20 protein-coding genes are annotated in these 18,418 nt (G+C 72.0%); 10 read left to right on the forward strand and 10 right to left on the reverse strand.

What is annotated here, in order from left to right:
• Positions 1-29: 29 nt before the first annotated feature.
• Positions 30-659, reverse strand: coding sequence for an alpha-ketoglutarate-dependent dioxygenase AlkB (locus ABEA42_RS18105; RefSeq protein ID WP_345505279.1), 630 nt, complete (start codon positions 657-659; stop codon positions 30-32).
• 104 nt (positions 660-763) lie between these two features.
• Here ABEA42_RS18105 and ABEA42_RS18110 point away from each other — a divergent pair, with 104 nt between their 5' ends.
• The gene (locus ABEA42_RS18110; RefSeq protein WP_345505280.1) at positions 764-2,542 is read left to right on the forward strand and encodes a glycosyltransferase family protein; all 1,779 of its coding nucleotides are present in this window, start codon (positions 764-766) and stop codon (positions 2,540-2,542) included.
• Positions 2,499-4,049, forward strand: a complete 1,551-nt coding sequence (locus ABEA42_RS18115; protein WP_345505281.1) for a glycosyltransferase family protein — start codon at positions 2,499-2,501, stop codon at positions 4,047-4,049. Before ABEA42_RS18110 ends, ABEA42_RS18115 begins: the two co-directional genes overlap by 44 nt.
• On the opposite strand, the gene ABEA42_RS18120 is transcribed toward ABEA42_RS18115, so the two are convergent.
• Positions 4,006-4,494: a diadenosine tetraphosphate hydrolase gene (locus ABEA42_RS18120; protein ID WP_345505282.1), complete on the reverse strand. Its 489-nt coding sequence runs from the start codon at positions 4,492-4,494 to the stop codon at positions 4,006-4,008. The genes ABEA42_RS18115 and ABEA42_RS18120 overlap by 44 nt on opposite strands.
• Before the next feature lie 61 nt (positions 4,495-4,555).
• On the opposite strand from ABEA42_RS18120, the gene recO reads away from it, so the two are divergent.
• Together recO and ABEA42_RS18130 are read left to right on the forward strand one after the other, a co-directional pair.
• Positions 4,556-5,395: a DNA repair protein RecO gene (recO, locus tag ABEA42_RS18125; protein WP_345505283.1), complete on the forward strand. Its 840-nt coding sequence runs from the start codon at positions 4,556-4,558 to the stop codon at positions 5,393-5,395.
• Positions 5,392-6,174: an isoprenyl transferase gene (locus ABEA42_RS18130; RefSeq protein WP_345505284.1), complete on the forward strand. Its 783-nt coding sequence runs from the start codon at positions 5,392-5,394 to the stop codon at positions 6,172-6,174. Before recO ends, ABEA42_RS18130 begins: the two co-directional genes overlap by 4 nt.
• A 1-nt stretch (position 6,175) precedes the next feature.
• Here ABEA42_RS18130 and ABEA42_RS18135 read toward each other — a convergent pair whose 3' ends face one another.
• Genes ABEA42_RS18135 through ABEA42_RS18155 form a run of 5 tightly spaced genes read right to left on the reverse strand, consistent with a single transcriptional unit; the run spans position 6,176 to position 9,777 of the window.
• Positions 6,176-6,604: a Fur family transcriptional regulator gene (locus ABEA42_RS18135; protein WP_345505285.1), complete on the reverse strand. Its 429-nt coding sequence runs from the start codon at positions 6,602-6,604 to the stop codon at positions 6,176-6,178.
• A complete protein-coding gene (locus ABEA42_RS18140) occupies positions 6,601-7,659 on the reverse strand; it encodes a metal ABC transporter permease (RefSeq protein ID WP_345505286.1) in 1,059 nt (352 codons plus the stop codon). The genes ABEA42_RS18135 and ABEA42_RS18140 overlap by 4 nt, the downstream gene beginning before the upstream one ends.
• On the reverse strand, positions 7,656-8,519 hold the full coding sequence (locus tag ABEA42_RS18145; RefSeq protein WP_345505287.1) for a metal ABC transporter ATP-binding protein: 864 nt from the start codon (positions 8,517-8,519) through the stop codon (positions 7,656-7,658). The genes ABEA42_RS18140 and ABEA42_RS18145 overlap by 4 nt, the downstream gene beginning before the upstream one ends.
• Positions 8,516-9,442, reverse strand: coding sequence for a metal ABC transporter solute-binding protein, Zn/Mn family (locus ABEA42_RS18150; RefSeq protein ID WP_345505288.1), 927 nt, complete (start codon positions 9,440-9,442; stop codon positions 8,516-8,518). Before ABEA42_RS18150 ends, ABEA42_RS18145 begins: the two co-directional genes overlap by 4 nt.
• Before the next feature lie 50 nt (positions 9,443-9,492).
• Positions 9,493-9,777, reverse strand: coding sequence for a DUF6703 family protein (locus ABEA42_RS18155; RefSeq protein WP_345505289.1), 285 nt, complete (start codon positions 9,775-9,777; stop codon positions 9,493-9,495).
• A gap of 89 nt (positions 9,778-9,866) precedes the next feature.
• Here ABEA42_RS18155 and ABEA42_RS18160 point away from each other — a divergent pair, with 89 nt between their 5' ends.
• Positions 9,867-11,258: a glycine--tRNA ligase gene (locus ABEA42_RS18160; RefSeq protein ID WP_345505290.1), complete on the forward strand. Its 1,392-nt coding sequence runs from the start codon at positions 9,867-9,869 to the stop codon at positions 11,256-11,258.
• A 93-nt stretch (positions 11,259-11,351) separates the two neighbouring features.
• Complete coding sequence (locus tag ABEA42_RS18165) at positions 11,352-12,935, forward strand: SigE family RNA polymerase sigma factor (protein WP_345505291.1); 1,584 nt, start codon at positions 11,352-11,354, stop codon at positions 12,933-12,935.
• Here ABEA42_RS18165 and ABEA42_RS18170 read toward each other — a convergent pair.
• From ABEA42_RS18170 to ABEA42_RS18180, 3 genes are all read right to left on the reverse strand, one after another.
• Positions 12,932-13,972: an NAD(P)-dependent alcohol dehydrogenase gene (locus ABEA42_RS18170; RefSeq protein WP_345505292.1), complete on the reverse strand. Its 1,041-nt coding sequence runs from the start codon at positions 13,970-13,972 to the stop codon at positions 12,932-12,934. The two genes, ABEA42_RS18165 and ABEA42_RS18170, sit on opposite strands and share 4 nt — an antisense overlap.
• Positions 13,973-14,112: 140 nt before the next feature.
• Entirely contained in the window at positions 14,113-14,508 is a 396-nt protein-coding gene (locus tag ABEA42_RS18175; RefSeq protein ID WP_345505293.1) for a (R)-mandelonitrile lyase, read from the reverse strand.
• Between the two features lie 60 nt (positions 14,509-14,568).
• On the reverse strand, positions 14,569-15,027 hold the full coding sequence (locus tag ABEA42_RS18180; protein ID WP_345505294.1) for a MerR family transcriptional regulator: 459 nt from the start codon (positions 15,025-15,027) through the stop codon (positions 14,569-14,571).
• Between the two features lie 169 nt (positions 15,028-15,196).
• Between ABEA42_RS18180 and ABEA42_RS18185 the strand changes: the two genes are divergently transcribed.
• The 4 genes from ABEA42_RS18185 to ABEA42_RS18200 all read left to right on the forward strand — a co-directional run bounded on the left by ABEA42_RS18185 (position 15,197) and on the right by ABEA42_RS18200 (position 18,356).
• On the forward strand, positions 15,197-16,138 hold the full coding sequence (locus ABEA42_RS18185) for an ABC transporter ATP-binding protein (protein WP_345505295.1): 942 nt from the start codon (positions 15,197-15,199) through the stop codon (positions 16,136-16,138).
• Positions 16,135-16,923: an ABC transporter permease gene (locus tag ABEA42_RS18190; RefSeq protein ID WP_345505296.1), complete on the forward strand. Its 789-nt coding sequence runs from the start codon at positions 16,135-16,137 to the stop codon at positions 16,921-16,923. The genes ABEA42_RS18185 and ABEA42_RS18190 overlap by 4 nt, the downstream gene beginning before the upstream one ends.
• A 64-nt stretch (positions 16,924-16,987) precedes the next feature.
• On the forward strand, positions 16,988-17,428 hold the full coding sequence (locus ABEA42_RS18195; protein WP_345505297.1) for a VOC family protein: 441 nt from the start codon (positions 16,988-16,990) through the stop codon (positions 17,426-17,428).
• A gap of 25 nt (positions 17,429-17,453) precedes the next feature.
• Entirely contained in the window at positions 17,454-18,356 is a 903-nt protein-coding gene (locus ABEA42_RS18200; RefSeq protein WP_345505298.1) for an NAD-dependent epimerase/dehydratase family protein, read from the forward strand.
• The last annotated feature ends 62 nt before the right edge of the window (positions 18,357-18,418 follow it).

The raw sequence follows: 18,418 nt of genomic DNA on the forward strand, positions 1-18,418 counted from the left end.
GACCACCTGCGAGGCGACGCGACACGCAGTCAGCGGACCCCGCGGGGGCGGAACTGGATCGAGATGCGCGGCCCGACCGCCGCGGTCGACTTGGGGATGCAGTGGTCCCAGGTGCGCTGGCACGAACCACCCATGACGACGAGGTCACCGTGCCCGAGGGAGAAGCCGATCGACTCGCCACCACCCCTCGGCCTCAGCATCAGGGGGCGTGCCGAGCCCACCGACAGGATGGCCACCATGGTGTCCAGGTTCTTCGACCTCCCGATCCGGTCGCCGTGCCAGGCCACCGAGTCGCGGCCGTCCCGGTAGAGGCACATCCCGGCGGTGACGAAGGGCTCGCCGAGCTCGGCGGCATACCAGCGGCTCAGCTGCTCGCGGGCGTCGTGGAGGACGGGGTGGGGGAGTGCCTCGCCCTCGCCGTAGAACTTGAGCAACCGCGGGACGTCGACCACGCGTTCGTACATCTCACGCTTCTCGGCGTACCAGGGGACCTCGTGGTGGAGCGCGTCGAAGAGCTGCTCCGCCCCGGTCAGCCAGCCCGGCCGGTAGTCGACCCAGGCACCGCGTCCCAGCTGCGTGCGGGTCAGCCGGTGGTCGAGACCGTGCAGCTCGATCTCGTCGGCGGTGTCGAGGAGCGAGCCCTGGAGTGCCATGCCCATGCGGCGAGGATAACCCATGTTCGAACACCTGTTCTAGTGGTGCGAGGTGGTTCTTCCCCTCCGCTCAGGTCGGGGGCCTACTGTCGGGGGCGAGGGAGCTGCCGATGCTGGGGTGGGCGTCGAACAAGGCGGAGCGGGCTGTGGGTACCGGGGTGTTCCGGGCCCTGGGCGCGGTGCTGGTCGCTGTCGTCGTCGTGGCCCTGCTGTTCCCCCGGGAGCCGAACCTTGCCTACGACCGCACGTGGGTGTGGGTGGGTTTCGTCGCGTGGGGGACGGCCTGGCTCGTCGCGGTCGTGGCGTGGCGCCGTTTCGGGAGGTCGCGTGTCGTCCGCTGGGTGGCCCGTCGGTCCGGTGTGGTCGCCTGGGCGTTGACCGGGCTGGGTATGGCAGCCGCTCTCGTCGTCGCCCTCAACCTCGGCTACCGGTTCGGCTGGGACGCCAGGGTGCTGGTGGACCTCGGCAGCCGTCTCGACCAGGGCGCCGGCGGCACCGGCACCGGCGCCGGCACTGGCACCGGCGGCACCGTCCCGGACTACTACTACCGCTACCTGTCGCGCTACCCGAACCAGGTGCCGTTCGCCGCGCTCACCAAGACGTCCTTCCAGCTCGGTCGTGCCCTGGGGTGGCAGGAGACGACGGTCTTCGCCGTGCTCAACGCCGTCTGTGTGGGGGTCACGCTGCAGAGCGTGTTCGTGGTCGTCCGCCGGGTTCGCGGCGCGTTGGCCGCCCTGGCGGCGCAGGTGGCGGGGCTGGCACTCCTGGCCGTCTCGCCGTGGGTCGCCGTCCCGTACACCGACGTCGTGACCCTGCCGGTCCCGATCGCGGCCACGGCGCTGCTGCTGGTGGCAGCGACCCGTCCCTCCCGCGTGGCCGCGGTGACGCTGGGGGTCGTCGCGGTTGCCGTCCTCTCGTTCGGGTACGTCGTCAAGACCACACCGGTGGCGACCGTCGCCGGACTGCTCGCGCTGGGCGTCCTGGTGCTGCTCAGCCGGCTTCGTGACCGTCGCAGGGCGGCGACCGCTGCTCTCGTGCTGCTGGTGTCGACGGGTGCCTTCCTCGGGCTCTCGTCCGGCCTCCGGGTGGCGCTGTCCGACTCCACGGGTCTCGACCTCGCGCGGGTCGACACGAGCCTGACCCCGCCGCTCTCGTGGTGGCTGGCCATGGGCCTGACGAGGAGGGCACCGAGCGGGCTACCCCGCTACGGCGCGTACGACCCGACCATGGTGACCGCCATCGCGTCGATGGACGGGCCCCAGATCGACCGCTACTCCCGCGAGACGCTGGACCACCGGCTGGGCGCCCTCGGGCCCGGCGGGTACGCGCAGTTCGCCGCGGACAAGGTGGCGTGGAACCTCGGCGACGGGATGTTCTGGGCCTGGGGGGAGGGGCTGGATGGTGCGAGCGTGGTGCCGCGACACGGACCGCTCACGGCGTGGGTGGTGTCGTGGGACCACCCCGCAGGCGACCACTACGGCGTGCGGGCCGGGCTGACCCAGGGGTTGTGGCTCGTCGTGCTGCTGGCCGCCGGCGCAGGCCTGCTCGTGCGGCCCTACCGCCGCGACGTGGCGCTGCTGGTCGTCTCGGCCGTCGGGATCATCGTCTTCACCCTGGTCCTCCAGGGGCGCTCCCGCTACCTGTTCGTCTACGCCCCCGTGTTCATCGCGCTGGCCGGCGCCGTCGTGCCGGTCGGCCGCCCGGCCGTTCCGTGGCACCGCTCTTTCCATTTCCTCAGGTCAGGGGCCTACGCTCCAAGGGTCGAGGGAGGAGGCGATGTCCGTGCGCGCACCGAACCAGTTCGAGGGAGCGGTGGGGACAGGCGTCTTCAGGGTCCTTGGCGCAGTGCTCCTGGCGGCCGTGGTCGTGGCGCTGTTCGTGCCCCGTGAGCCCAACATCCCCTACGACCACGCCTGGGTGTGGGCCGGGTTCGGCGGTTTCGCCGCACTCTGGCTGGTGCTGGTCGCGGTGCGCCGCCGACTCGTGACCTCCCGGGCCGTGCGCTGGCTCGGGCGGAGGGCGGGCTGGGCCTCGGTGGTCGTCACCCTGCTGGGTACCGCCGCCTGCCTCGTGGTCGCCCTCAACCTCGTCTACCCGGTGGGCTGGGACGCCAAGGCCATGTCCAACCTGGGCAGCCGCCTGGCGCAGGGACCGGCCCCGCTCTTCTACTACCGCTACCTCTCGCGCTACTCCAACCAGGTGCCGTTCGCCGCCGTGTCCCGGATGAGCTTCGAGCTGCACGGGATGCTCGGGTGGGACCAGCGGACCGTCTTCGCCGTCATCAACGCCCTGTGCGTGGGGGTGTCGCTGCAGAGCACCTACGTGGTGGTGCGCCGGCTCCGCGGCGTCCTGGCGGGCCTCGCCGCGCAGGTCGCGGGCATCGCCCTGATTGCGCTGTCCCCGTGGGTGACGGTGCCCTACACCGACATCGTGACGCTGCCGTGGCCCATCCTGGCCACCGCCCTCGCCCTCACGGCCGCGTCCCGTTCCTCCAGGGTCGCCACCGTGGCCCTGGGCGTCGCGGCGATCGCCGCCCTCACGGTCGGGTACGTCCTCAAGACGACCCCGGTGGCGACGATGGCGGGCGCCCTGGCCCTCGGTGCCGTCGTCCTCGTGAGCTTGGTGCGCCAGCCACGTCGCGCCGCAGCCGTAGGCGTGGTCCTGCTCGTGTCGGCCGGTGCGTTCCTCGGGGTGTCGTCCGGGGTGAAGACGGGCCTGTCCGAGGCGTCGGGGCTCGAGCTCGCCCGCGTCGACACCAGCAGGACGCCCCCGTTGTCGTGGTGGATCGCCATGGGCATGACCCCGACGTACGGCAACACGGTCCGCTACGGCGCGTACAACGCGCAGATGGTCGCCAGCACCGTCCACCTCGACCCCGCCCAGCTGGCGAGCTGGTCCGACAACGCGCTGGACCAGCGCCTGCACGAGCTCGGACCCTCGGGCTACGCCACGTTCGCGGCCAACAAGCTGACCTGGAACCTCGGCGACGGCATGTTCTGGGCATGGGGTGAGGGGTCGGACGCCTCGACGCCGGTGCCGAGGCACGGGCCCCTGACGTCCTGGGTCGTCTCGTGGAGCCACCCGCTGGGGTCCCACTACGCCGTCCGGGCCGGGCTCACGCAGGGGTTGTGGCTCGTGGTGCTGCTCACCGCAGGACTGGGGCTGGTGGTGCGCCCCTACCGGCGCGACGTGGCGCTGGTCGTGGCGTCGGTCGCGGCGATCGTCCTGTTCACGCTGGTCTTCCAGGGGCGCTCGCGCTACCTGCTGGTCTACGCGCCGCTGTTCGTGGCGCTCGCGGCGTCGGTGGTCCCGGTCGGGCGCTCGGGCCTGCTCGGGCCGGCCCGGCTGGCGCTCAGCGGCCTGCGGCCACGCACAGCCGGTCGAGCTCGGCTGTGAGCTCGGCCCGTAGGTCATCGTGCTGCGGTCCGAGCACCGTGTCGGGGGCCGGGTCACGCCACCGTTCGATGGGGTGCAGCGCCACCGGGCGCCACGTGTGGTCGCGGCCCTCCCAGTCGTAGCGCGGCCAGACGTGGGCGTGGAGGAACGCGTCGTGGTTGCCCTGGATCTCCAGGTTGATGCGCCGGAACGCCGGGTCCCGCCTTGCGCACACGGTCTCCACCGCCTCGCCGAGCAGCTCCAGGTCGGCCAGGAAGTCGACCCGTCGCGGGCGCGGCAGGTCGGTGAGCCGGTCGACGCCCGGGGTGTCGGTGACGAGCACGCAGTACCCCGGCAGGAACTGCACGTCGCCGACCACCGCGAACCCCGCGCCCAGCCGCCGCAGCACCGTCGGGTTGTCGCCCCGGAGGGCGGCGCCCACCCGGTCCTGCCGCCAGTCGGTCATGGCCGGACACCCTGCGGCACGGCCTCCCGGCGTCGCTGCTGCCGTGGGGGACAATGGCCGCATGCCCCTGTACCGCGACGAAGGCATCGTCCTGCGCACCCAGAAGCTGGGCGAGGCCGACCGCATCGTCACCCTGCTCACGCGGGGGCTGGGCAAGGTGCGCGTGGTGGGCAAGGGCGTACGGCGCACGAAGAGCCGGTTCGGCGCTCGCCTCGAGCCGGCCATGTGGGTCGACGTGCAGTGCTACGAGGGACGCACGCTCGACACCGTCACGCAGGCGGAGTCGCTCGCCTCCTGGGGTGACGTCCTCGCCCGCGACTACACGACCTACACGGCTGCGGCGGCCATGCTCGAGACGGCCGACCGGCTCACCGAGGAGCGCGAGCCGAACGTCCAGCAGTACCTCCTGCTCCAGGGGGCGCTGCGGTCGATGTCCGAGGGCCTGCACGACCCGGGCCTCGTCCTGGACGCCTACCTGCTGCGGGCCCTGGCCGTCGCCGGGTGGGCGCCGAGCTTCCACGACTGCGCCCGCTGCGGTGCCCACGGACCGCACCGCGCCTTCAACCTCGCCGCCGGTGGCACCGTGTGCCCCGTGTGCCGCCCGCCCGGCTCGGCCGCGCCGGCCCCGGAGACGCTGTCCCTGCTGGCCGCACTGCTCGCCGGCGACTGGTCGGTCGCCGACGCCTCGACAGGGCGGCACCGGCGCGAGGGCAGCACCCTGGCCAGCGCCTTCCTGCAGTGGCACCTCGAGCGCGGTGTGCGATCGTTGCGCCTCGTGGACCGACGAGACCCCGACGCCCAGACCCAGGTGGACTCCCGCGTGACCTGGTCGGCCGTGCCGCTCGCCGCGGTGGAGAAGGTCGACCAGGCGCACGCCGCGGCGCAGGCGGCCCAGGCGTGAGCGCTGCCTACCCGAAGCCCTTCCCGCACCCGAGCGGCGCCCAGCCCCCCGCGCTCCCGGGGGAGCTGGTGCCGCGCCACGTCGCGATGGTCATGGACGGCAACGGCCGCTGGGCCAACCAGCGAGGACTGCCGCGCACCAAGGGACACGAGGCGGGGGAGGCGGCGCTGCTCGACGTCGTCGCCGGCGCCATCGACATCGGTGTGAGCCACCTGTCGGCCTACGCGTTCTCGACCGAGAACTGGAAGCGCAGCCCCGACGAGGTGCGCTTCCTCATGGGGTTCAACCGTGACGTGATCCGCCGCCGCCGCGACCAGCTCCACGAGTGGGGCGTGCGGATGCGCTGGGTGGGGCGGCGCCCGCGGCTGTGGGGCTCGGTGATCAAGGAGCTCGAGACCGCCCAGGAGCTGACCAAGGACAACACGGGGCTGACCCTCTACTTCTGCGTCAACTACGGCGGTCGCGCCGAGATCGCCGATGCCGTGCAGCGGATCGCCGAGCAGGTGCAGCGGGGCACGCTCAGGCCCGGGTCGATCGACGAGAAGACCATCGCCCGCCACCTGCCCGAGCCGGACATGCCCGACGTCGACCTCTTCGTGCGCAGCTCGGGGGAGCAGCGCACGAGCAACTTCCTGCTGTGGCAGAGCGCGTACGCCGAGATGGTCTTCCAGGACACCCTGTGGCCCGACTACGACCGCCGCCACCTGTGGCAGGCGATCCAGGAGTACGCCGAGCGCGACCGCCGCTACGGCGGCGCGGTGGACCTCTCGACGGGCTGAGTCAGCGGGAGCAGTCGGCGCAGGTGCCGAAGATCTCCAGCGTGTGGTGGACGTCGGTGAAGCCGTGCTCGGCGCTGACCCTGGTCGCCCACGCCTCGACGGTGGGGCCCTCGACCTCGACCGTGCGGCCGCAGTCGCGGCACACCAAGTGGTGGTGGTGACCTGTCGAGCAGGCGCGGTAGACGGCCTCCCCGTCGTCGGTGCGCAGCATGTCGATCTCGCCGTCGGCGGCCATGGACTGCAGGTTGCGGTAGACGGTGGCGAGGCCGACCTTGTCGCCGCCGGCCCGCAGGAGCGCGTGCAGCTCCTGGGCCGAGCGGAACTCGCCGGTGCCGGCGAGCAGCGCAGCGACGGCCGCTCGTTGCCGTGTCGGTCGGCGCGGCGCCTCGACGCCCTCGGTCGTCGCGGTGCGGTCCTGGACCCCGGTCATCGCGGTGCAGCCTCCTTCGGTTCGTGGCCACCCGCGGCCGGCTCGTGGTCGTTCGCCTGTTCGGTGGTGTGGTCGGTGGTGTGGTCGTGCGCGTGGGCGTGCTCGTCGTAGTGCCCCTCGTGGGGGGCGTGCAGGTGGCCGTCGTGGACGTAGTCGACGTGGTCGTCGTGGGCGACGGCGGCGTGGCCGCAGCCGGGCCCGTGCTCGTGGTCGTGGCGCTCGGCCCGCCGGTGCCGGGCCGCGCGGGCCCGGGCGACTGCAGCGCTCGCCGTGGCGACGACGACGAAGAAGCCGATGGCCAAGAGCACGATCGTGCCGCCGGACGGCGTCTCTGCGTAGAACGACGCGACGACGCCGCCCACGCTGGAGACGACGCCCACGAGGACGGCCCAGCGCACCGACGCCCGGAAGCTGCGGCCGAGCAGCTGGGCGGTGGCGTTGGGGATGATCATGAGGGCGCTGATGAGCAGGAGGCCGACGACCCGCATCGACACCACGACGGTGACCGCGGTCAGCACCGCGAGGGCGATGTTGAGCCCCGTGACCGGCAGGCCGCTGGCGCGGGCGTACTCCTCGTCGTTGGCCACGGCGAACAGCCACGGCCGCAGCAGCCACGTCCCGAGCAGGACCACGACCGCGAGCCCGGCGAAGACCCACAAGTCGTGCTGGTCGGCCGTGGTGATGGCCCCGAAGAGGTAGGCGGTGAGGTTGGCGGGGCTGCTGCTGGGGGACTTGGCGATGATGACGACGCCGGCGGCGATGCCGCCGTAGAACATCACGGCCAGGGCGATGTCGCCGCTGGTGCGGCCCCGGCCGCGGATCACCTCGATGGCGACGGCGGCCGCCACGGCGGCGAGCAGGGCCGTGAGGACGGGGGCCTGGCCGGTGAGCAGGCCGACGGCGACACCGGCGAGGGCCACGTGGCCCATCCCGTCGCCGATGAGCGACAGCCGTCGCTGCACGAGGAACACCCCCACGAGCGGCGCGGCGATGCCCACGAGCAGCGCGGCGAGAAGCGCCTGGCGCATGAAGTCGAGCGAGAGGAGCTCGGTCACCGGATGCCTCCCCGTGGGTCGAGCGGCCCTGAGGTCGGGGTGCCCCGGACGCGGGGGCGCGGGTCGACCTCGTCGTGGTCGTGCTCGTGGTGGTCGTGGTGGTCGGGCGTGAACTGCCCTGTGCGCGTGGCGAACTCGTCGGGGGTGCCGTCGAACGCGATCCGCCCGCCCTGGACGAGGACGATGCGCGACACGATGCCGGCCAGGGCGGTCAGCTCGTGGGTGACGATGACCATCGTGGTGCCGCGCTCCCGCAGCCGGGCGAGCACCGTCGAGAGCACCTGCTGGTTCGCTGCGTCGACGCCGGCGGTGGGCTCGTCCATGAGCAGCACGTCGGGCTCCGACGCCAGGGCGCGGGCGATGAGCACCCGCCGCTGCTGGCCGCCGGAGAGGGTGGAGACGTCCGCGTCGGCACGGTCGGACAGGCCCACGACCTCGAGGGCGCGGGCAATGACCTCCTGGTCGTGCGCGGCGCGACGGACCGGCCACCACCACCGCTGGTGCGACAGCCTCCCGACGGCCACGATCTCCTCGACCGTCGCCCGCACCGAGGCGGACAGCGTGTGCCGCTGCGGGACGTAGCCGAGCCGGCCGTGGTCGTGGAAGGACTCGCGCGGCGTGCCGAAGAGCCGTACCTCGCCGCCGAGCCGGTCGTTGAGCCCGAGCAGCCCCCGCACCAGCGTCGACTTGCCCGACCCGTTCGGCCCGAGGACGGCCACGACCTCGCCGGCCCGGACCGTGAGGTCGGCACCCTGCACGACCGCCTGGTCGGCGTAGCCGAAGGAGGCGTGGCTCAGCTCGAGGACGGGAGCCCCTGCGGGAGCCGCGTCGGCCGCGGTGGTGGGTGCTGTGCTGTTCACGAACACTCCTGTCCTGCTACGAGGGTGGCGAGGTTGGCTCGCATGACGGCGGGGTAGTCGCGGCCTGCGGACGCGGTGGTGATGCCCTCGATGGGGTCCAGCACGGCCAGTCTCGCACCGGTCTCGCGTGCCAGGGTCCGGGCGACGTCCTCGCTGACGAGCGTCTCGGCGTAGACCGTCGTCGCCCCGCTGCGCTCGATGCGGTCGGTGATGTCGGCCAGCGCCGCCGGGCCCGGCTCGGCGTCGGGGGTCAGGCCCGTGATGCTCTGCTGCGTGAGCCCGTAGGCCCTGGCGAGGTAGCCGAACGCGGCGTGCGAGGTGACCAGGTCCTTGACCCGGCAGTCCTGCAGCCCGGCCCGGAACTGCCGGTCGAGGGAGGTCATCGAGGCGCGGAACGCCTTGGCGTTGGCGGTGTACGTCGCGGCGTGCGCCGGGTCGCGGCGCCCCAGCTCCACGCCGATCGCGTCGCCCACGTCGGCGTAGCGCATCGGGTCGAGCCAGAAGTGGGGGTCCTTGGCCGCGTGGTCGTCGTGACCGGGGTGGGCCTCGGTCTCGTCCGCTGCGGTGAGGTCGAGCCGGGCCGCGGCGGAGACGTCGAGGGCGGTGTGCCGGGCCTCGCTGCGGACGGCGTCGTCGACTGCGGGCTGGAAGCCCTTCTCGTAGACGACGAGGTCGGCCAGGGCCACGTCGGCGACCTGTCGGGGGTTGAGCTCGAGGTCGTGCGGCTCCGCGCCGGGCTTGGTGAGCGGCTCGACCTCCACGAGGTCGCCTCCCACCTGGCTGACGGCGTACTCGAGGGGGTAGAAGGCTGCCGCGACGGTGACCTTGCCCGAGTCCGACCCTCCGAGACCACTGCCGCACGCGCTGGTCAGGGCCAGGGCGACGGCGGCGGCGGCGGGGCCGAGCAGGCGACGGTGGGGCATGACCACGATTCTCAACGCAAATGAGAACCATTGTCAAAACGCGGCTGGCGTCAGCTCCGGGGGAAGGCCTGCGTGATCGTGATGGCCACGGCCATGAGCACGATGGTGGCGCGCATGAGGCGTGGCACCGGTTCCAGCACCGGCCACGCGAGGTACAGGGTCCACAGCAGGAACAGCACGACCAGCAGCAGGAGCAGCCAGCCCCAGCCGGGCACGAAGATGCCGGCGACCATCAGCGCCAGGATGGCGAGGAAGGGCACCGCTCGGGGCAGCGCGTTCAGCCGCTGGACGACGGGAAGGCTGGCTCGCTGGATGGACTCACGCAGGGAGGACACGCGCCAAACCCTAGAGGGTGCGGCCCGGGGTCCCTCGCCCGCGGCATACCCCGTCGAGCGGCCGGCGGTCGCACAGTAACCTTCTCCGCATGGCTGCGCCCTCCACCGTCGACACCGTCGTCTCCCTCTGCAAGCGCCGCGGGTTCGTGTTCCCGTGCGGCGAGATCTACGGCGGCACGAGGTCGGCGTGGGACTACGGCCCGCTGGGCGTCGAGCTCAAGGAGAACATCAAGCGGCAGTGGTGGAAGTCCACCGTCACCGGCCGCGACGACGTCGTGGGCCTGGACTCCTCGGTGATCCTGCCCCGCCAGACGTGGGAGGCGTCGGGCCACGTCGCGACGTTCTCCGACCCGCTGGTCGAGTGCCTGTCGTGCCACAAGCGCTTCCGCGCCGACCACCTGCAGGAGGCCGTCGCCGAGAAGAAGGGCATCGCCGACCCCGACGAGGTCAAGCTCGTCGACATCGCCTGCACCAACTGCGGCACCCGCGGCCAGTGGACCGAGCCGCGCCAGTTCTCCGGCCTGCTCAAGACCCACCTCGGTGTCGTCGAGGACGAGTCGGGGTTGCACTACCTGCGCCCCGAGACCGCGCAGGGCATCTTCCTCAACTTCCTCAACGTCATGCAGTCGGCGCGCAAGAAGCCGCCGTTCGGCATCGCCCAGACCGGCAAGAGCTTCCGCAACGAGATCACCCCGGGCAACTTCATCTTCCGCACCCGCGAGTTCGAGCAGATGGAGATGGAGTTCTTCGTCAAGCCGGGTGAGGACGAGGAGTGGCACCAGTACTGGATCGACGAGCGCACCCGCTGGTACACCGACCTCGGCATCAACCCCGACAACCTTCGCCACTACGAGCACGCCCAGGAGAAGCTGAGCCACTACTCCAAGCGCACGGTCGACATCGAGTACCGCTTCAACTTCGCGGGCAGCGAGTGGGGCGAGCTCGAGGGCATCGCCAACCGCACCGACTTCGACCTCACGACGCACAGCAAGCACTCGGGCACCGACCTGGTCTACTTCGACCAGGCCAACGGCGAGAAGTACACGCCCTACGTCATCGAGCCGGCAGCCGGCCTGTCGCGCTCCCTCATGACGTTCCTCGTGGACGCCTACACCGAGGACGAGGCCCCCAACACCAAGGGCGGGGTCGACAAGCGTGTCGTCCTCAAGCTCGACAAGCGCCTCGCCCCGGTGAAGGCCGCGGTGCTGCCGCTGTCGCGCAACGCCGACCTGTCGCCCAAGGCCCGCGACCTCGCCGCCACCCTGCGCCAGCACTGGAACATCGACTTCGACGACGCGGGCGCCATCGGCCGTCGTTACCGTCGCCAGGACGAGATCGGCACGCCGTTCTGCATCACCGTCGACTTCGACACCCTCGACGACCAGGCGGTGACGATCCGCGAGCGCGACACCATGGCTCAGGAGCGGGTCGCCCTCGACCAGGTCGAGACCTACCTCGGGTCGCGCCTGCTCGGCTGCTGACGCCGCCACCCATCCGTGGCCTACTGGGGTGACGAACCCCGGTGGCGACCGCGACATCCCTCGGTGCGCACCTGAGGCCCGGACGGAGGTGCCATGCAGCGAGAGGTGGACCCCGACTTCGCGCGGTACGTGCGGGCCCGTCAGCACCAGCTGCTGAGGGCGGCCCACCTCGTCTGCGGCGAGCGGCAGCTGGCCGAGCGGGTGCTCGAGGGCTCGCTCGCCACCGTGGCGCGGCGGTGGGAACGGGTGCGTGAGGACGCCGACACCGCGGTCCGCCGAGAGGTCTACCGCGACGCCGTCTCGGCTGCACGCGGGGTCCGTGACGACGTCCGCGGGGTGCTCGGCGAGCTGGCGCCCAGGGAGCGGGCGCTGCTCGTGCTCAGGTACTTCGAGGAGCGCAGCGAGGCGCAGGTGGCCGAGGTGGTGGGCGGCGCGGTGCCGGACGTCACGCGGTCGACGCGGACGGCGGTCGCGCGGCTGCACGACCTGTACCCCGCCCAGGACGTGACCGAGTTGCTCGACCACGCCAGCCGGCACGTGGTGGAGGTCGACCTTGCCGACCGGTCCTGGCGGGCTGCGCTGGCCCGGCGTCGGGTCCGTCGGCGACGCGCGGTCTCGGCGGTCGCCGGCGTGGCTGCGCTGGGCGTGGTCGTGGCGGTCGCGCAGGGGGCGGGCCGGGGGACCACGCCCACGCCGTCGCCCACGACGCCCACGACGACCACCACGGCGGCTATGCAGAAGCTGCCGGACGGCACGGTGTACGCCGAGATGCCGCTCGAGGGCGAGGAGAACCGCCTGCCCGACTACGACGCGGGCCTGCCGTCGGTCATCGACCCGGAGGCCCGGGCGGTGCGGCTGTCGACCCTCGCGGCGCCACCCGGGTCGGTGGTCGCCGTCTACCTGCGACGGGCCGGCACCCACTACCGCGCCGTGCTCGTGCCCAAGGACCACCCGCAGGTCGTCGTCGACACCCTCGACCTGCTGCCGACCCGGGATGCAGGCGGCAATGAGGGAGTTCCGTTGGGGCCCAAGGCGATCAGCCCCGAGGGGAGCTATGTGGTCTTCGCCCAGCCCGGAGCGGTCGTGCGCCTCGACCTGCGCAGCGGCGCCGTCGACCGGTACGCGGTGCCGGCGGCGGACCTCCAGGTGGTCGGGTGGGGGCCCGGGCGCACCGTGGTCGCCCGCACGGCCCGGGAGGCCTGGTCCCTCGACCTCGATCAGCCCTCGCCACGGGCGGAGCGCACCGCGGTGCCGCCCGAGGTGGTCCGGGGCGTCGCCCTGCCCGTCACGGAGCTGGCCGGCGAGACGGTCTCGGCAGGGCGCTGGGCGGCCAGCGGTGCGTACTTCGACCAGGACGTCACCTCACCGGTGATCGTGCGCGGCAACGGTCCGATCTACCAGGGGCTCGTCGCCGTGGATGCGCAGGCGCGCAGCGGGCGCGTGCTGCTCGCGCCGGAGTCGCCCGACGGCAGGACGGGCCGCGTGAAGGAGTGCTGCACGGTGCTGTCCTGGGCCGACCCGTCGACCGTGCTGTTCCGCTCGAGCGGCTACGACGGGTCGTGGGTGTTGGCCTGGAACGTCGAGACAGGTCGGGTCTACGACGTGGCCCGCCTCGACGAGGGCGGTGGCGTCGACTACCCGCGCGCCATCGCCCTCGCCGTGGGCACCCGCGACTAGGCCAGCGTGGCCGTGTCGATGACGAAGCGGTAGCGGACGTCGGAGGCGAGGACGCGCTCGTAGGCCTCGTTGACCTGGTCCGCGGAGATCACCTCGACCTCGGCGCCGATGCCGTGCTCGGCACAGAAGTCCAGCATCTCCTGGGTCAGGGCGATGCCACCGATCATGGAGCCGGCGAACGAGCGGCGGGCACCGATCAGCGAGAACACGTTGACGCTGAGCGGCTCCGCCGGGGCTCCGACGTTGACCAGCGTGCCGTCGACGGCGAGGAGGCCGAGGTAGGCGTCGAGGTCGATCTTCGCGCTGACCGTGTTGACGATGAGGTCGAACCGGCCCGCGAGCTGCTCGAAGGTCGACGGGTCGGAGGTCGCGAAGTAGTGGTCGGCGCCGAGGCGCAGGCCGTCCTCCTGCTTCTTCAGCGACTGGCTGAGCACCGTGACCTCCGCACCCAGCGCGTGGGCGATCTTGACGCCCATGTGGCCGAGGCCACCGAGGCCGACGATGGCGACCTTCTTGCCGGGGCCGGCGTTCCAGTGGCGCAGCGGGGCGTAGGTGGTGATGCCGGCGCAGAGCAGGGGAGCGGCAGCAGCCGGGTCGAGTCCCTGCGGCACGGACAGCACGTAGTCGGCGTCGACGACGACGTGGGTGGAGTAACCGCCCTGGGTGGTCGTGCCGTCGCGGTCGGTGGCGGCGTAGGTGCCGACCATGCCCTCGAGGCAGTACTGCTCGTCACCGCGACGGCAGTTGGTGCACTCGCCGCAGGAGTTGACCATGCAGCCGACGCCGACGCGGTCGCCGACCTGGTGGCGGCTCACGTCGGAACCCACCTCGGTCACCAGCCCGACGATCTCGTGGCCGGGCACGACCGGGAACGGCTGGGGGCCCCAGTCGCCGTTGACGGTGTGGATGTCGGAGTGGCAGATGCCGGCGTACTCGATCGCGATGAGGACGTCGTTCGGGCCAACCTCACGGCGCTCGATGGTGATGGGGGCCAGGGGCTGGCCGGCGGCGGGGGCCGCGTAGGCGGTGACGCGCATGCGAGATGTTCCTTCGTGGTGGGGGTGGGGTGATCGGGTGTCCGTGCCGGCGGGAGCCGGTGATGGGGACGGGGTGGCAGGTTTGCGGGTGGCCGGTGGGGCTGTGGCCACCGGGGCGGGCGACCGGCGGAGTGGTGGGCTCAGGCGCCGTACTCGTCGTCGCCGACGTGCTCGAGCCAGGTCACGACCTCGCCCTGGTCGTCGGCCTCCTGGATGGCGACGTGCGCCATGAACCGGTCCGGGGTGGCACCGTGCCAGTGCTCCTCGCCGGGCTCGATGTAGACGACGTCGCCGGGGCAGATCTCCTGCACGTCGCCGCCGCGACGGGCGACGTAGCCGATCCCGTCGGTGACGTAGAGGGTCTGGCCCTTGGGGTGGTGGTGCCAGGCGGTCCGGGCGCCGGGGGTGAAGCGGACGTGGGCGCAGCCGACCGCCGACTGGTCGTCGGGGTTGCGGATCCCGTCGATGAAGACCGTGCCGGTGAACCAGTCGGCCGGTCCCGCTGCGGTCTGTCCGCCGCTCCTGGTGACCTTCATGGGCTGCCTCTCCTCGCGGTGCGCGTGTGGGGATGGGTGGAGTGGGTCGGGCGTGGGTCGCTAGCGGCTGGTGCCCTTGAGGTCGTCGGCCAGCTTGCGGGCCTCGCCGGAGAGCAGCTCGGCGCGGGCGGTGTCGCCCGCGTCGACCGCGTGCCAGTAGTCGATCTTGAGCGCGACGTACCGCTGGCGGAGCGCGACGTGCTCGGCCTCGAGCGCGAGCCTGCGCTTCTGCTCGGCCAGCAGCTCGATCTGCTCCTGCGCGGCCGACGGCCCGAGCCGTCCGTTGGCGATGTACCTGCGCATGTGGCTCACCGACATCCCGGTGGCCGCGAGGCAGGCGACCCACATGAGCTGGTCGAGGTCCGCGTCGTCGTAGACGCGGTGGCCACTGCTGCTCCCGCGGCTGATGGGGGCGATGACCCCGATCGACTCGTAGTAGCGCAGCGTGCTGGCCGGCAGGCCGGTCAGCGCAGCCGCCTCCTTGATCGTGTACTGGTGCTGGGTGCTGTTCGCGCTCATCCCAACGACCGTAGGAACTTCAAGTACTCGAAGTCAAAAGGCGGACCTGCACGGGCCGGACCACTTGGGGAGAGGGCCGGAGGAACCTGAACGGAGACTGACAGACGTCACGGTGATCTCGTGACGCCCGTCGCAGGTGCGCCGCGGCCGAGGCCGACAGGCTGCTGCCATGACCCAGACCCGTACCGTGCGCCTGCCCAATGGGGGAGCCGTCGCCGACACCGCCCCCGCCATCGAGCTCGCCGGCCTCACCAAGAGCTTCGGCGCCGTGCGTGCCGTCCGCGGCATCGACCTCACCATCCAGCCGGGTGAGGTGGTGGCCTTCCTCGGCCCCAACGGTGCCGGCAAGACCACCACGGTCGACATGGTCCTCGGCCTCTCCCGGCCCGACGAGGGGACCGTGCGCGTCCACGGTATGGAGCCGGGCAGCGCGGTGCGCCGTGGCCTCGTGGCCGCCGTCATGCAGACCGGCGGCCTGCTCAAGGACCTGACCGTCGAGGAGACGCTGCGGCTGACCGCCAGCCTGTTCGCCGACACCCGCCCGGTCGGTGAGGTGCTCGAGCGCGCCGGGATCGCCGACATCGCCGACCGCCGGGTCGGGAAGTGCTCGGGCGGGCAGCAGCAGCGCCTGCGGTTCGCGATGGCGCTGCTGCCCGATCCCGAGCTGCTGGTCCTGGACGAGCCGACCACCGGCATGGACGTCGGTGGCCGTCGGGACTTCTGGGCGGCCATCCGCGAGGACGCCTCGCGCGGCCGCACGGTCGTCTTCGCGACCCACTACCTCGAGGAGGCAGACGCCTACGCCGACCGGGTGGTGCTCGTCAGCAACGGTCGCGTCGTCGCCGACGGCACCGCTGCTCAGGTGAAGTCCCTCGTCTCCGGGCGCACCGTGCGTGCGACCCTTCCGAATGCGGATGTGCCTGCGCTGCAGGCGATCCCGGGCGTCGAGGGCGTGGAGCTCCGCGGTGACTCCGTCCTCGTGAGCTCCACCGACAGCGACGCCGTGCTGCGCCACCTCCTGACCCACACCACCGCCCACGACCTCGAGGTGACCACCCGTGGCCTCGAGGACGCCTTCATCTCCCTGACCTCGGAAGGAGCGCAGTCATGACCACCGTCGACCGCGTCGCCGCACCACGCACCGTGCCCCCGTTCGGGGCCTTCAACGCCACCCTCGTGCGCCTCGAGCTGCGACGCATGCTGCGCAACCGCCGGACCGTCATCTTCTCCGTCGTGATGCCGGTGGTGTTCTTCCTGCTCTTCGGCACCGGCAAGTCCTACTCCGACGACAGCGCCGGCCACGGCAACGTCGCCGCCTTCATCATGGTCAGCATGGCGCTGTACGGCGCGATGCTGTCGACGACCGGCGGTGGGGCGATGGTCGCCGTCGAGCGGAGCCAGGGCTGGAGCCGCCAGCTGCGCCTCACCCCCCTGACGTCCACGGCGTACATCGCCGTCAAGGTGCTCGTCGCCATGCTGCTCGGGGGGCTGTCCGTCGTCGTGACGTACACCGCCGGCGCCCTCACCGGGGCGCACATGGACACGTCGGTCTGGGTGGTGACGGGTCTGGCCGTCTGGGTCGGGTCGCTCGTGTTCGCGGCGTTCGGGGTCTTCATGGGCTACCTGCTGCCCAGCGAGAACGTCATGCAGGTCCTCGGTCCCGGGCTCGCCCTCTTCGCCTTCCTCGGCGGTCTCTTCGTGCCGCTGGACCAGATGGGCTCGACCTTCCGGGCCATCGCCCACGTGACGCCGATGTACGGCCTCAACCAGGTCGTCCACGCCCCGCTGACCGGCGACGCGCCCGGCTGGGCTGCCGTGGTCAACGTCGCCGTCTGGCTGGCCGTCTTCGTCGGCGGTGCGGTGTGGCGCTTCGGCCGGGACACTGCCCGCGTCTGAGCGTGGCACGCTGGACCGAGCAGCCGCTCCGCCACCGGGCGGCGACGAGACCAGGGGAGGGCTCATGCCGGCAGGACCGCGTCTGGACCACATCGGCATCACCGTGGCAGACCTCGACACCGTCACGGAGTTCTTCGTGGGGCTGGGGCTGGAGGTGCAGGGACGGATGGCCATCGAGGGCGAGTTCCTCGACACCGTGATCGGGATGTCGGGGGCCCGCACCGAGATCGTCATGCTGAGGCCTCCGGCCGGCGGCACCGACCTGGAGCTCTCCAGCTTCGTGCGACCGGACCACGTGCCCGGCTCGCCGACCGCCATGGCGAACGAGCTGGGCCTGCGCAACGTGTGCTTCGAGGTGGAGGACCTCGAGGGGGTCGTCGGCCGGCTGGCGGGGGAGGGTTACGGCCTGGTCGGAGGCATCGGCCGGCACGAGGACGTGTGGCTCATGGCGTACGTCCGCGGTCCCGAGGGCATCATCGTCTCCCTGGCCGAGCGCATCGGCTGACCGCCGGACGTGTTTTGATCGGGTCATGCGCATCTTCTTCACCGGAGGCAGCGGCAAGGCCGGCAAGCACGTCGCGCCCTACCTCGCCGAGCAGGGCCACCACGTCACCAACGCCGACCTCGTCCCCCTCGGGCACCCGGGCATCACGGACCTCAGGGTCGACCTCACGGACGCGGGGGAGACGTACTCGGCCCTCGCCGGGCTGGCGCGGATGGAGGAGCTCGAGCTGGCCGAGAAGCCGGCGTACGACGCCGTCGTGCACTTCGCGGCCGTGCCGGCGATCCTCCTCACCTCCGACGCGCGGACGTATGCCACCAACGTGCTGAGCACCTACAACGTGCTCGAGGCGGCGACCCGGCTGGGCATCCGCAAGGTGGTCTTCGCGTCCTCGGAGACGACCTACGGCATCTGCTTCGCCCAGGGGGAGCGGCAGCCGCTCTACCTGCCGGTGGACGAGGAGCACCCCACGGTGCCCGAGGACTCGTACGCGATGTCGAAGGTGGCGGGCGAGGTCACGGCCCGCTCGTTCCAGGCGCGCACCGGCGCCGACGTCTACGGGTTGCGGATCAACAACGTCATCGAGCCCCACGAGTACGCCGAGAAGTTCCCCGACTTCCTCGCCGACCCCCGGCTGCGTCGCCGGAACGTCTTCGCCTACATCGACACCCGTGACCTCGGCCAGATGGTCCAGCGCTGCCTGGAGGTCGACGGGCTCGGCTACGAGGTGTTCAACGTCGCCAACGCCGACATGTCCGTCTCCGTCACCACGGACGAGGTCCGCCGACGCTTCTACGACGGGGTCGAGCTGCGCCGGGAGATGGGCCGCGACGAGACGTTCTACTCGGTCGACAAGGCGCGGAGGCTGCTCGGCTACGACCCACAGCACTCGTGGCGCGACGTCCTGGACGACCCGGGCATTGCCGGCTAGGAGCCACCGGTCCGCCGGCCGGGCCGGTTGCGTGTCCACGCAGGTGGAGTAGTCCGTCTGCC

Origin of the sequence: Pedococcus ginsenosidimutans (genome assembly GCF_039544395.1) — a bacterium.
GTDB lineage: Bacteria > Actinomycetota > Actinomycetes > Actinomycetales > Dermatophilaceae > Pedococcus > Pedococcus ginsenosidimutans.

Excerpts from the sequence above, each read along its gene's own strand:
- ABEA42_RS18105 (WP_345505279.1), bottom strand. The coding sequence starts at position 659 with ATGGGCATGGCACTCCAGGGCTCGCTCCTCGACACCGCCGACGAGATC.
- ABEA42_RS18110 (WP_345505280.1), top strand. The coding sequence starts at position 764 with ATGCTGGGGTGGGCGTCGAACAAGGCGGAGCGGGCTGTGGGTACCGGG.
- ABEA42_RS18120 (WP_345505282.1), bottom strand. The coding sequence starts at position 4,494 with ATGACCGACTGGCGGCAGGACCGGGTGGGCGCCGCCCTCCGGGGCGAC.
- recO (WP_345505283.1), top strand. The coding sequence starts at position 4,556 with ATGCCCCTGTACCGCGACGAAGGCATCGTCCTGCGCACCCAGAAGCTG.
- ABEA42_RS18135 (WP_345505285.1), bottom strand. The coding sequence starts at position 6,604 with ATGACCGGGGTCCAGGACCGCACCGCGACGACCGAGGGCGTCGAGGCG.
- ABEA42_RS18150 (WP_345505288.1), bottom strand. The coding sequence starts at position 9,442 with ATGCCCCACCGTCGCCTGCTCGGCCCCGCCGCCGCCGCCGTCGCCCTG.
- ABEA42_RS18160 (WP_345505290.1), top strand. The coding sequence starts at position 9,867 with ATGGCTGCGCCCTCCACCGTCGACACCGTCGTCTCCCTCTGCAAGCGC.
- ABEA42_RS18165 (WP_345505291.1), top strand. The coding sequence starts at position 11,352 with ATGCAGCGAGAGGTGGACCCCGACTTCGCGCGGTACGTGCGGGCCCGT.
- ABEA42_RS18170 (WP_345505292.1), bottom strand. The coding sequence starts at position 13,972 with ATGCGCGTCACCGCCTACGCGGCCCCCGCCGCCGGCCAGCCCCTGGCC.
- ABEA42_RS18175 (WP_345505293.1), bottom strand. The coding sequence starts at position 14,508 with ATGAAGGTCACCAGGAGCGGCGGACAGACCGCAGCGGGACCGGCCGAC.
- ABEA42_RS18180 (WP_345505294.1), bottom strand. The coding sequence starts at position 15,027 with ATGAGCGCGAACAGCACCCAGCACCAGTACACGATCAAGGAGGCGGCT.
- ABEA42_RS18185 (WP_345505295.1), top strand. The coding sequence starts at position 15,197 with ATGACCCAGACCCGTACCGTGCGCCTGCCCAATGGGGGAGCCGTCGCC.
- ABEA42_RS18190 (WP_345505296.1), top strand. The coding sequence starts at position 16,135 with ATGACCACCGTCGACCGCGTCGCCGCACCACGCACCGTGCCCCCGTTC.
- ABEA42_RS18195 (WP_345505297.1), top strand. The coding sequence starts at position 16,988 with ATGCCGGCAGGACCGCGTCTGGACCACATCGGCATCACCGTGGCAGAC.
- ABEA42_RS18200 (WP_345505298.1), top strand. The coding sequence starts at position 17,454 with ATGCGCATCTTCTTCACCGGAGGCAGCGGCAAGGCCGGCAAGCACGTC.